Genomic DNA, 11,561 nt, shown 5'->3' with positions numbered 1-11,561 from the left:
CGCCCTTCCCTTTCCTAGACTGGCGCAATCACTTGACCCTGGACTCTCCATGACCACACAGATCGCGCATTTCATCGCCGGCCAGCACACCACCGGCGGTTCCAACCGCACGCAGGACGTCACCAATCCGGCCTCCGGCAAGGTCACGGGCAAGGTGGTGCTTGCCGCCGCTGCCGATGTCGACGCCGCAGTGGCAGCCGCCCAGGCTGCGTTTCCCAAGTGGGCCGACACGCCGCCGATTCGCCGCGCCCGCGTGATGTTCAAGTTTCTGGAGCTGCTCAACCTGCACAAGGACGAGCTGGCCCACATGATCACCGCCGAGCACGGCAAGGTGTTCACCGACGCGCAGGGCGAGGTCTCGCGCGGTATCGACATCGTCGAGTTCGCCTGCGGTATTCCGCATCTGCTCAAGGGCGACTTCACCGACCAGGTGAGCACCGGCATCGACAACTGGACGCTGCGCCAGCCGCTCGGCGTGGTGGCGGGCATCACGCCCTTCAACTTTCCCGTGATGGTGCCGATGTGGATGTTCCCGGTGGCCATTGCCGCGGGCAACACCTTCGTGCTCAAGCCCAGCCCGACCGACCCGACCCCTTCGCTGCGCATGGCCGAGCTGCTGAAGGAAGCGGGCCTCCCCGACGGCGTCTTCAACGTGGTGCAGGGCGACAAGGCCGCAGTCGATGCGCTGCTCGAGCATCCCGACGTCAAGGCCGTCAGCTTCGTGGGCTCCACGCCCATTGCCAACTACATCTACGAAACCGGCGCGCGCAACGGCAAGCGCGTGCAGGCGCTCGGCGGCGCAAAGAACCACATGGTGGTGATGCCCGACGCCGACATCGACCAGACGGTGGACGCGCTGATCGGCGCCGGCTACGGTTCGGCCGGCGAGCGCTGCATGGCGATCAGCGTGGCGGTGCTGGTGGGCGACGTGGCCGACAAGATCATTCCCAAGCTCGTCGAGCGCACGAAGACGCTCAAGGTGCTCGACGGCGAGAACCTCGCGGCCGAGATGGGCCCGATCGTCACCCGCGCGGCGCACGAACGCATCACGGGCTACATCGCCCAGGGCGAAAAAGAAGGCGCGAAGCTGCTGGTCGATGGCCGCCAGTTCGACGGCAACCAGGCGGGCGCGGGCTGCGGCGACGGCTTCTGGATGGGCGGCACGCTGTTCGACCATGTCACGCCCGAAATGCGCATCTACAAGGAAGAGATCTTCGGCCCGGTGCTCTCGTGCGTGCGCGTGGCCAACTTCAAGGATGCGATCGACCTGGTCAACGACCATGAGTTCGGCAACGGCGTGAGCTGCTTCACGCGTGACGGCAATGTGGCGCGCGAGTTCAGCCGCCGCATCCAGGTGGGCATGGTCGGCATCAACGTGCCGATTCCCGTGCCCATGGCGTGGCACGGCTTCGGCGGCTGGAAGCGCTCGCTCTTCGGCGACATGCATGCCTACGGCGAGGAAGGCGTGCGCTTCTACACCAAGCAGAAGTCCATCATGCAGCGCTGGCCCGAGAGCATCGGCAAGGGCGCCGAGTTCGTGATGCCCACCGCCAAGTGACCGAAGGCGCGATCCGAAGCAATCGAAGCAATAAGTTATAGCCGCGGGCGCAGCGGCGGCCTGCCAGGGCTAAGGATGGTCTGCATAACCACGGCAACGATGGTGTGCGAAGCCCGTGAACTCGCGATATGAGAAGACGGATACTCGCAAGCTCAATTTCGTTTGAATTCGGCGAGAAATTCGTCCCTGTTTGCGCCGCAGCGGGCGCTTTGCAGTTCTGCGGGCGCACTCATGCCGGCATCGCCTGCAAAATTCGATGGCGGCTCATCCACAGGTTGCTCAGCGCAAACAGCGTCGTGAGCTGCGCTGTGTTCTTCTTCAGACCTCGATAACGGACCTTCACGAAGCCGAACTGGCGCTTGATCACCCGGAACGGGTGCTCCACCTTGGCACGCACGCTGGCCTTGAGCTTCTCCAGCTTGTGAATCAAGGCGTCGATTTCGTTGTCCTTGTTCAAAGCCCGGCGCTTGCCGGGACGCATCGCCACGCGCCAGATGACGTTGGCCTTGGCGTCAGGGCGCTTATCCACGCCCTGGTAGCCCGCATCCCCAAAGGCCACCTCCTCGTGCCCGTGCAGCAGGCTGTTGCCCTCGGTCACGTCGTTGACGTTGGCCGCCGTGCCTCGCACGGTGTGCACCAGCCCGCTGTCGGCGTCCACGCCGATGTGCCTTCATGCCGAAGTGCCATTGATTGCCCTTCTGCGCCGAATGCATCTCGGGGTCGCGCAAGCCGTCCTTGTTCTTCGTCGAGCTGGGCGCCGCGATCAGCGTCGCATCGACCACGCTGGCGACCTTCAGCAGCAGGCCTCGTTCGCTGAGCGAATCGTTCACGGTCCTCAGAATCTGTTCGGCCAACTTGTGCTTGTCCAGGCGGTGGCGAAACCGCAAGATCGTGCTCTCGTCGGGCAGGCGGGAGAAATCGCCCAGTTGCGCAAACTCGCGGTAGATCGGCGTGTCGAAGAAAGCTTCTTCCATGGCGGGGTCCGACAGACCGAACCACTGCTGCATGAAGTGCACGCGCAGCATGGTGCTCAACGAGAACGGCGGGCGGCCGGTGCGGCCCTCGGGGTAGTACGGCGTGATGAGTTCGATCAACGCCGCCCAGGGCACGACCTGTTCCATCTGCGCGAGCAACTCCTGCTTGCGCGTCTTCTTCACCGTGAGCTTCAGGCCAAGGCTAGTTTGATTCATCAGAAAGATGATGCTCGCAATTCATGCGCCCAGATCGCCTTCGGCAACCACATCGCGTCGAGAGTTATGCAGACCATCCCTAACCAAAGGCTGACTTGCCCCGCTTTGCAGCCAGACTTTGGGCATGACCCTGGTCCAGCGCCCATGACGACGACGAGCCAAGCCGCGCGGAGCCTGTCGGCCGTGCCTTCGACCTTGCGGATTTCGCTTGCGGCGCGCGCCTCCGGCGACGCGATGTTTCCGCAGATCGGGGTGCGCGACGCCTACGCCGCATCGGTGCTCGAGCAGATACGCGACGACGGGCATGCCCTGCCGCAAGACAGGGCCACCATCTACGGCATCCTGAACCGCACGCGCCGCTTCCGCAGCCTTGCACAGGAATTTCTCAAGCAGCATCCGGGCGGCCGCGTGGTGAACATGGGCTGCGGCCTGAGCCACTACTTCCAGTGGCTGGACGACGGGCAGTGCCGCCTGACGGATGCCGACCTGCCCGAAGTGCTCGAACTGCGCCGCGCGCTGATTCCCGAAACCGATCCGCGGCACGACGTGTGCCCGCTCGATCTCACCTCCCAGGGATGGTGGGAGCAGCTGGCACTGCCGCGCAATCGCAAGGGGGCGCCCGTTTTTCTCTTTACCGAGGGCGTGCTGATGTACCTGGAGCCGCAACAGGTGCGGGCCGTGTTCGCAACCTTCGGCGAGCGCGCGCCCGCGGGCTCGGTGCTGGCGTTCGACGCCATGTGCTGGCTTGCCGTCGGACGCGCCGCGCAGCACCCTTCGGTGCGCGCCACTGGCGCGGAGTTTCGATGGGGGCTGCGCCGGGCCTCCGAGCTGACCGAAGCCCATCCGCGGTTGCGGCTCGATTCCGCCTATCGGGTGCTGGAAGGCTTCGGCCTGCCATACACCCTGTTCGCGCCGCTGGTGCTGATGATGCTGGGCGTGTCGCTCTACGCTGTCTATGCGTTGAACGCGACCGACCCCGCCGATACATAAACGCACAATTTTTCCAATCGCCGGCCTTGTCTGGCCTGCATTGCGCGGCTTGGCTGACGCCGGGCGGGCCAGCTTCAAGGCATGCTCGCCGTTCCTCTCGTCGCGGAAAATCCTCGTGCGTGCTGCATTAGGATGGTTCTTCCGCAGCCTGGCCGGCACACCCGCTGGCCGCGTCTTCTTCGTGAACGCTTCCGTACCTCCAAGACTCGCAACCCTCAAGAAACACATGCTTGATCGCCGATCCTTCCTTGCCGCTGGTGGTGCCGCCGCCGCACTCGCCGCCCTTGGACTGCCCGAAGAGGCAATGGCCGCCAACGGCCTGAAACTGAGCCAGCCCTCGCCCTTCTCGTTCGACCGCCTCGTCGCGCAGGCCGGGCGCCTGGCCTCGCAACCCTATGCAGCAGCCGCGCCGCTGGCACCCGATGTGCTCGAGAAGATCGACTACGACGCCCACGGCAAGATCAAGTTCGACCCCGCCAACGCCCTCTTCCGCGACGGGCCCGGCGCCTTTCCCGTCACCTTCTTTCACCTGGGCCGCTTCTTCCAGACACCGGTGCGCATGCACGTGCTCGAGAACGCGGGAGGCGACGTGTTTGCACGCGAGGTGCTCTACAGCCCCAGCTACTTTTCGATGCCGCCCGACAGCCCGGCGCGCGCGCTGCCGGCCGGCGCGGGCTTTGCAGGCTTTCGCCTGCAGGAAAGCCGCCTGGGCGACCAGAGCAAGCTCGACTGGCAGAAGAACGACTGGGTCGCGTTTCTAGGTGCCTCCTACTTCCGCGCGATCGGCGAGCTGTACCAGTACGGCCTGTCGGCGCGCGGCATCGCACTCGACGTGGCCGTGCCCGACAAGCCGGAAGAGTTTCCGACCTTCACGCGCTATTACTTCGAGACGCCCGCACCCAACAACACCACCTCGATGACGGTCTACGCGCTGCTCGAGGGGCCGAGCGTCACGGGGGTGTTCAAGTTCGTGATGCAGCGCGGCAAGGCCGTGATCATGGACATCGATTCGCGCCTCTTCCTGCGCCGCGACGTGTCGCGCCTTGGCCTGGTGCCGCTCACTTCGATGTACTGGTACTCCGAGACCATCAAGCCCACTGCCATCGACTGGCGCCCCGAGGTGCACGACTCCGATGGCCTTGCCATCTGGAACGGCGCGGGCGAGCGCATCTGGCGCCCTCTCAACAACCCGACGCAAACCCGCGCTTCGGCGTTTGCCGACACCCGGCCGCGCGGCTTCGGGCTGCTGCAGCGCGACCGCGTATTCGACAACTACCAGGACGGCGTCAACTACGAAAAGCGCCCGAGCCTGTGGATCGAGCCGCAGGGCGACTGGGGCGAGGGCTCGGTGCAGCTGATCGAGATTCCCACCGACGACGAAATCCACGACAACATCGTCGCCTTCTGGGTGCCCAAGGCCGACGCGAAGGCGGGCGCGAGCTACAGCCTGCAGTACCGGCTCCACTGGACCGACCAGGAGCCCTTTCCCTCGCCGCTCGCGCGCTGCGTCGCCACGCGCATCGGCCGCGGCGGTCAGCCGGGCCAGCCGCGGCCGCCGGGGGTGCGCAAGTTCATGGTCGAGTTCGTCGGCGAGCCGCTCACGACCGTGCCCTTCGGCGTAAAGCCAGAGCTGGTGCTGACCGCGCCCCGCGGCAAGTTCTCCTACGTGTTTGCCGAGGCCGTGCCCAACGGCGTGCCCGGCCACTGGCGCGCGCAGTTCGACTACACGCCCGAAGGCAACGAACCCGTCGACATGCGGCTCTACCTGAAGACCGGCGACAAGACGCTCACGGAAACCTGGCTGTATCAATTCCAGCCAAGTTGATCGCCGCCATCAGCGCGCTGCGCGTGTGTTGTAGGGCGCGAAAAGCTCCACGGCCCAGTCGACGAACACGCGCAGCTTGGCACTGAGATGCCGGTTGGCGGGGTACACCACGTGCAGCGGGTATGGCGGCGGCGCCCAGTCTTGCAGTACCGCCACCAGCGCGCCGCTCGCGAGGTGCGGCGCGGCCATTGGATAAAAGACCTGCGACACGCCCATGCCGGTAAGCACGGCCGTGATCTGCGCGGTGCTTTCGTTCACGCCTACCGCGGTGCGGCCATGGATCTCGATGCGCTCTTCGCCATGCGCATAGCGCAGCGGAATCGGGCGGTTGCTCAGCGATGAAAAGTAGCCCACCACGCGGTGCGCGCCGTCGCCGAGGTCCGCCGGCGTCTTGGGAATGCCATGGCGCTCCAGGTAGCCCGGCGTGGCGCAGGTCACGAAGGGCAAGGTCGCGATGCGGCGCGCCACCAGCGACTGGTCGCTCAGTTCGCCGGCGCGGATCACGCAGTCGACCGCATCGCCGATCAGGTTCACCGGCCGGTCGCCCACGCCGATCTCGAGTTCGATCTCCGGGTACCGCGCGTGAAATGCCGGCAGTTGCGGAATCAGGATCATGTTGGCAAACGACGAGCCGACATCCACCCTCAGCCGCCCGCGTGGATTTGCTTGCGCGTTGCTGAGATCCGATTCGATCTCTTCCAGTTCGGCCAGCACGCGTGCCGTTCGCTCGTAGTACGCGGCACCCTCGGGCGTGACCGTCACGCGCCGCGTCGTGCGCTGCAGTAGCTTCACGCGCAGATGCGTCTCGAGTTGCTGCACCAGCTTCGTCACCGAGGGCTTGGGCATCTGCAGCGAATCGGCTGCGCGGGTGAAGGTGCCGGCCTCGACCACACGGGCGAAGACACGCATGGCGGCGATCTGGTCCATTGCCGGATTATTAGTGATTCGTGAATAAACAAATCCGCCGCAGCGTCTTGGTCCGCGGGGGGATGGCGCCCAAACTTCCTTGCCTGTTCAACGCTGCCTCGCAGCAAGCAATCCAAAGGAAGAATCCCATGTCCCAACCCAAGCTCAACGACAAGATCGCCCTCGTCACCGGCGGCACCAGCGGCATCGGCCTGGCCACCGCGCAACGCTTTGTGGCCGAAGGCGCCTACGTGTTCATCACGGGCCGCCGCCAGGCTGAACTCGATGCGGCCGTAAAAACCATCGGCCGCAACGTGACGGGCGTGATCGGCGACGTGTCGAATCTCGCGGATCTCGACAAGCTCTACGCAACCATCAAGGAACAGAAAGGCCGCCTCGACGTGCTGTTTGCCAATGCGGGCGGCGGCAGCCTGCTGCCGCTGGGGCAGATCACCGAAGAGCATTTCGACAAGATCTTCGGCACCAACGTGCGCGGCCTGCTCTTCACCGTGCAGAAGGCGCTGCCGCTGATGCCCAAGGGCGCGTCGATCGTCCTCAACGCATCGATCACCAGCATCAAGGGCACGCCCGCCTTCAGCGTCTACAGCGCCACGAAGGCGGCCGTGCGCAGCTTCGCGCGCAGCTGGGCGGTGGACCTGAAGGATGCCGGCATCCGCGTCAACGCCGTGAGTCCCGGCGTGGTGCCGACCCCGGCCTATGACCTGCTGGGCCTCACGCCCGAACAGGTGAAGGGCTTCATCGACTCACAGGCGCAGAACATCCCGCTTGGCCGCGTGGGCGCGCCAGACGAGATCGCCAAGGCCGTGGTGTTCCTCGCCTCGGACGACAGCAGCTTCGTGCACGGCGCCGAGCTCTTCGTCGACGGCGGCATGGCGCAGATCTAGGCTTGATCAGCGCTTCTTCACCGACACCAGCTCGACTTCGAAGTTGAGCGTGGCGTTGGGCGGAATCACGCCGCCCGCGCCGCGCGTGCCATACGCAATGGCCGGCGGGCAGGTGAGCTTGGCCTTGCCGCCCGGCTTCATCTTCTGCACGCCTTCGGTCCAGCACGGGATCACGCCGTTGAGCGGAAACTCGGTGGGCTCGCCGCGGCTGTAGGAGCTGTCGAACTCCTTGCCGCTGTCGGGAAACGTGCCGCGGTAGTGCACCTTCACCACATCCGTTGCGGCCGGCGATGCGCCGGTGCCTTCCTTCAGCGATTGATAGACCAGGCCGCTCGGCGTGGTGACGGGGGCCGGCTGCGCCCACGCGGTGGACACGGCGCACACGGAAAGAAAAGCAGCACAGACGAGCGACGAAGAAGAAAAGGACTTCACGGAATACCTCGGAAGGATGGGAAAAGCATGATTATGGCGAGCGGTGGAACAGCCCTTGCTTTGCTGCATGCGCACTGTCAACATCCGCGAAAAGAGAGGAACGCTCCATGCAGTCCATCGAAGCCACTCCGGTCGCCGTCCCTGTTCCGGCCGGCACCGGCCACCTGAAGAAGGTGCTCGGCCCCATCCAGCTCTGGGGCATTGCGGTGGGCCTCGTCATTTCCGGTGAATACTTTGGTTGGAGCTACGGCTGGAACACGGCCGGCACGCTCGGCTTTCTGGTCGCCACGGTGCTGGTGGCCACCATGTACACCACCTTCATCTTCAGTTTTACCGAGCTCTCGACGGCCATTCCGCACGCCGGCGGCCCCTTTGCCTATGCAAGGCGCGCCTTCGGGCCGACCGGCGGTTTCGTGGCCGGTTTTGCCACGCTGGTCGAGTTCGTCTTTGCGCCGCCGGCCATTGCGCTGGCCATCGGCGCCTACCTCAACGTGCAGTTCCCCGGCATCAACCCGAAGTGGTTTGCACTGGGCGCCTATGTGATCTTCATCGGGCTCAACTGGATCGGCATCGGCATTGCGGCGGCCTTCGAACTCTTTGTGACGGTGCTGGCGATCTTCGAGCTGTTCGTGTTCATGGGCGTGGTCACGCCGGGCTGGTCGATGGCGAATTTCGTTGCCAACGGCTGGGCGGGCGGCAACGTGCTCAACGGCGCGGCCGTCTCGGGCATCTTCGCGTCCATCCCATTCGCAATCTGGTTCTTCCTGGCGATCGAAGGCGCGGCCATGGCGGCCGAGGAAGCACGCGACCCGCACCGCACCATTCCCATCGCCTACACCACCGGCATCGTCACGCTGGTGGTGCTGGCCTTCGGCGTGATGATCTTCGCGGGCGGCGTGGGCGACTGGCGCAAGCTCGCCAACATCAACGACCCGTTGCCGCAAGCCATGAAGGCGGTGGTGGGCGACAACAGCGGCTGGCTGCACATGCTGGTGTGGATCGGCCTGTTCGGGCTGATCGCCTCGTTCCACGGAATCATCATGGGCTACTCGCGCCAGATCTTCGCACTGGCGCGCGCAGGCTATCTGCCGCGCTACTTCGCCGGCCTGAGCCCGCGCTTCGACACACCGCACCGCGCCTTGCTGGCCGGCGGCGTCATCGGCGTGGTGGCCATCTTCAGCGACGAGTGGGTGCAGTTCGGCGGCCAGACGCTCACCGCCAACATCGTGACCATGGCAGTGCTCGGCGCCATCGTGATGTACCTGATCTCGATGGCCGCGCTCTTCAAGCTGCGCAAGAGCGAGCCCAACCTGCTGCGCACCTACCGCGCGCCCTTCTACCCGGTATTTCCGGCCATCGCGCTCGGGCTCGGCGTGGTGTGCCTCGGCGCCATGGTGTGGTTCAACGCCATGCTCACGCTGCTGTTCCTGGTGCTGATGGCAGCGGCCTACGGCTACTTTCTCTTGACCTCTGCACAACGCAAGGCGGCGGCGCCGGACGAGATGCTTTCCGCGCCTCCGGCCGCCTGAAGGAAAGATGCGCTATCGCACCACCATCGCCGGCCAGGTCTTCGCATTCGACGACCTGAAGCAGGTCATGGCCGTGGCCAGCCCGGCCCGCTCGGGCGACTATCTTGCGGGCATCGGCGCGGCCACGGCGCAGCAGCGCATGGCCGCGCGCCACGTGCTGGCCGAAACGCCGCTCAAGCAGTTCCTGACCGAAGCGCTGATTCCCTACGAGAGCGACAACATCACGCGCCTGATCGTCGACAGCCACGACGCACAGGCTTTTGCGCCGGTGTCGCATCTCACGGTGGGCGACTTCCGCAACTGGCTGCTGTCGGAACAGGCCACCACCGAAGCACTGACGGCGCTGGCGCCCGGCCTCATGCCCGAGATGGTGGCGGCCGTGTCCAAGCTCATGCGCAACCAGGACCTGGTCTCGGTCGCCAGGAAGTGCAGCGTGGTCACGCGGTTCCGCGACACCATCGGCCTGCCCGGCCATCTGGCCGTGCGCCTGCAGCCCAACCACCCCACCGACGACCTGCGCGGCGTGGCGGCCTCCACGCTCGACGGCTTGCTTTATGGCGCGGGCGACGCGGTGATCGGGATCAACCCCGTGTCCGACAGCATGCAGGTGCTGGGGCGTTTGCTGCACATGCTCGACGAGGTGATCCAGCGCTTCGAGATTCCCACGCAAAGCTGCGTGCTCACGCATGTGACCAACACGCTCAAGCTGGCGGAAGCCGGCGGGCCGGTGGACCTGGTGTTCCAGTCGATTGCGGGCACCGAGAAGGCGAACCTCTCTTTCGGCATCACGCCCGAGCTACTCGACGAAGCCTATGCCGCGGCGCTGGCGCTGAACCGGGGCACGGTGGGCAACAACGTGATGTACTTCGAGACGGGCCAGGGCAGCGCGCTTTCGGCCAACGCCAACTTCGGCGTGGACCAGCAGACCTGCGAGGTTCGCGCCTATGCCTTGGCACGGCGCTACAAGCCGCTCCTCATCAACACGGTGGTCGGCTTCATCGGGCCGGAGTACCTGTACGACGGCAAGCAGATCATCCGCGCCGGGCTCGAAGACCATTGCTGCGGCAAGCTGTTGGGCCTGCCCATTGGCTGCGACATCTGCTACACCAACCACGCCGAAGCCGACCAGGACGACATGGACAACCTGCTGGTGCTGCTCGGCGCCGCGGGCATCAACTTCATCATGGGCATCCCGGGCGCCGACGACGTGATGCTCAATTATCAGAGCACCTCGTTCCACGACGCGCTGTTCCTGCGGCAGACGCTCGGCCTGAAGCGCGCGCCCGAATTCGAGGCCTGGCTGCAACGCATGCAGATCACCAATGCGGCGGGGCAGCTCGCACCGCCTTCGGCCAACCGCCTGCTGGCCGACATGAGCGGGCTGGCCGCACTGGCGCCATGAGCGGCGATTCCGTCACGCCAAACCCTTGGGGCCAGTGGCGCTCGGCCACGCCCGCGCGGCTGGCGCTGGGCCGTGCCGGGGCCGGCATGCCGACCGACGAGACGCTGCGCTTCGGCTGGGCGCATGCCATGGCGCGCGATGCCATTCATGCAGCGCTCGATGTCGATGCGCTCGAAGCCACGCTGCGCCAGCAGAACTGGGACACGCTGCACGTCCGCAGCCGCGCGGAAGACCGCACCACCTACCTGCGCCGGCCTGACCTCGGCCGGCAACTCGACCCCGCCGACGCGGAGCGCCTGCGTGCCGCGGCAAAGCCGGGATGCGACGTGTGCGTGGTCATCGGCGACGGCCTTTCCTCGCTCGCAGTGGCGCGGCATGCCGCGCCGCTGCTGGCTGCCTTGCGTTCGCATCTGCCGGCCGATACGCGCTTCTCGCCCGTGGTGATCGCCACGCAGGCACGCGTGGCGCTGGCCGACGAGGTGGGCGAACTTTTCGGCGCCGCCCTCTCGGTCATGCTGATCGGCGAACGCCCGGGGCTCAGTTCGCCCGACAGCCTGGGCATCTACCTGACCCATTCACCCAAGCGCGGCCGACATGATGCCGAGCGCAACTGCATCTCGAACGTGCGCCCCGAAGGCCTGCTCTGCGAAGCCGCCGCGTTCAAGCTGGCATGGCTGATGCACGAGGCGCAGCAGAGAGGGCTGACCGGCGTCGGCCTCAAGGACGAGAGCGATCTGGCGGTGCTTCAGCAAGACGCCCACAGGCCCGAACTGCCCGGATAACAAGTTCCGCTATTCGCCAGAAAACGCATTAAAATGACTTTT

General features: G+C 65.7%; 10 protein-coding genes. 7 read left to right on the top strand and 3 right to left on the bottom strand.

Translation table 11 applies throughout. The annotated features are described in order from the left end of the window. Positions 1–49: 49 nt before the first annotated feature. Complete coding sequence (locus EJI00_RS07340; protein WP_126746816.1) at positions 50–1,558, top strand: CoA-acylating methylmalonate-semialdehyde dehydrogenase; 1,509 nt, start codon at positions 50–52, stop codon at positions 1,556–1,558. A 229-nt stretch (positions 1,559–1,787) separates the two neighbouring features. Here EJI00_RS07340 and EJI00_RS07335 read toward each other — a convergent pair. Further along, positions 1,788–2,748, bottom strand: a protein-coding gene (locus EJI00_RS07335; RefSeq protein WP_126746815.1) for an IS5 family transposase whose coding sequence is annotated in 2 segments (ribosomal slippage) — positions 1,788–2,226 and positions 2,225–2,748 — 963 coding nt in all. Because the reading frame shifts where the segments join, the coding sequence is not laid out codon by codon here. Positions 2,749–2,892: 144 nt separating this feature from the next. On the opposite strand from EJI00_RS07335, the gene EJI00_RS07330 reads away from it, so the two are divergent. Both EJI00_RS07330 and EJI00_RS07325 read left to right on the top strand, forming a co-directional pair. Further along, positions 2,893–3,738, top strand: coding sequence for a class I SAM-dependent methyltransferase (locus EJI00_RS07330; protein ID WP_185868082.1), 846 nt, complete (start codon positions 2,893–2,895; stop codon positions 3,736–3,738). 226 nt (positions 3,739–3,964) lie between these two features. Next, positions 3,965–5,563 (top strand): glucan biosynthesis protein, encoded by a 1,599-nt coding sequence (locus tag EJI00_RS07325; protein ID WP_126746814.1) that lies wholly within the window; start codon positions 3,965–3,967, stop codon positions 5,561–5,563. Positions 5,564–5,572: 9 nt separating this feature from the next. On the opposite strand, the gene EJI00_RS07320 is transcribed toward EJI00_RS07325, so the two are convergent. Next, positions 5,573–6,490: a LysR family transcriptional regulator gene (locus EJI00_RS07320; RefSeq protein WP_126746813.1), complete on the bottom strand. Its 918-nt coding sequence runs from the start codon at positions 6,488–6,490 to the stop codon at positions 5,573–5,575. Between the two features lie 128 nt (positions 6,491–6,618). Between EJI00_RS07320 and EJI00_RS07315 the strand changes: the two genes are divergently transcribed. Next, positions 6,619–7,374 (top strand): glucose 1-dehydrogenase, encoded by a 756-nt coding sequence (locus tag EJI00_RS07315; RefSeq protein WP_126746812.1) that lies wholly within the window; start codon positions 6,619–6,621, stop codon positions 7,372–7,374. Between the two features lie 6 nt (positions 7,375–7,380). Here EJI00_RS07315 and EJI00_RS07310 read toward each other — a convergent pair whose 3' ends face one another. Further along, positions 7,381–7,806: an FKBP-type peptidyl-prolyl cis-trans isomerase gene (locus EJI00_RS07310; protein ID WP_126746811.1), complete on the bottom strand. Its 426-nt coding sequence runs from the start codon at positions 7,804–7,806 to the stop codon at positions 7,381–7,383. A gap of 107 nt (positions 7,807–7,913) precedes the next feature. On the opposite strand from EJI00_RS07310, the gene eat reads away from it, so the two are divergent. From eat to eutC, 3 genes are read left to right on the top strand one after another with little or no spacing between them, the layout of a single operon-like run. After that, complete coding sequence (gene eat, locus EJI00_RS07305) at positions 7,914–9,335, top strand: ethanolamine permease (protein WP_126746810.1); 1,422 nt, start codon at positions 7,914–7,916, stop codon at positions 9,333–9,335. Positions 9,336–9,342: 7 nt separating this feature from the next. Then, a complete protein-coding gene (locus EJI00_RS07300) occupies positions 9,343–10,737 on the top strand; it encodes an ethanolamine ammonia-lyase subunit EutB (protein WP_126746809.1) in 1,395 nt (464 codons plus the stop codon). Continuing rightward, positions 10,734–11,519 (top strand): ethanolamine ammonia-lyase subunit EutC, encoded by a 786-nt coding sequence (eutC, locus tag EJI00_RS07295; RefSeq protein ID WP_126746808.1) that lies wholly within the window; start codon positions 10,734–10,736, stop codon positions 11,517–11,519. The genes EJI00_RS07300 and eutC overlap by 4 nt, the downstream gene beginning before the upstream one ends. Positions 11,520–11,561 lie beyond the last annotated feature (42 nt).

Origin of the sequence: Variovorax sp. DXTD-1 (genome assembly GCF_003984625.1) — a bacterium.
GTDB lineage: Bacteria > Pseudomonadota > Gammaproteobacteria > Burkholderiales > Burkholderiaceae_C > Variovorax.
This window is presented reverse-complemented; position numbering and strand designations above follow the sequence as displayed.

What these genes read in the sequence shown, in the direction of transcription:
- EJI00_RS07340 (WP_126746816.1), top strand. Translation starts at nt 50, where the DNA reads ATGACCACACAGATCGCGCATTTCATCGCCGGCCAGCACACCACCGGC.
- EJI00_RS07330 (WP_185868082.1), top strand. Translation starts at nt 2,893, where the DNA reads ATGACGACGACGAGCCAAGCCGCGCGGAGCCTGTCGGCCGTGCCTTCG.
- EJI00_RS07325 (WP_126746814.1), top strand. Translation starts at nt 3,965, where the DNA reads ATGCTTGATCGCCGATCCTTCCTTGCCGCTGGTGGTGCCGCCGCCGCA.
- EJI00_RS07320 (WP_126746813.1), bottom strand. Translation starts at nt 6,490, where the DNA reads ATGGACCAGATCGCCGCCATGCGTGTCTTCGCCCGTGTGGTCGAGGCC.
- EJI00_RS07315 (WP_126746812.1), top strand. Translation starts at nt 6,619, where the DNA reads ATGTCCCAACCCAAGCTCAACGACAAGATCGCCCTCGTCACCGGCGGC.
- eat (WP_126746810.1), top strand. Translation starts at nt 7,914, where the DNA reads ATGCAGTCCATCGAAGCCACTCCGGTCGCCGTCCCTGTTCCGGCCGGC.
- EJI00_RS07300 (WP_126746809.1), top strand. Translation starts at nt 9,343, where the DNA reads ATGCGCTATCGCACCACCATCGCCGGCCAGGTCTTCGCATTCGACGAC.
- eutC (WP_126746808.1), top strand. Translation starts at nt 10,734, where the DNA reads ATGAGCGGCGATTCCGTCACGCCAAACCCTTGGGGCCAGTGGCGCTCG.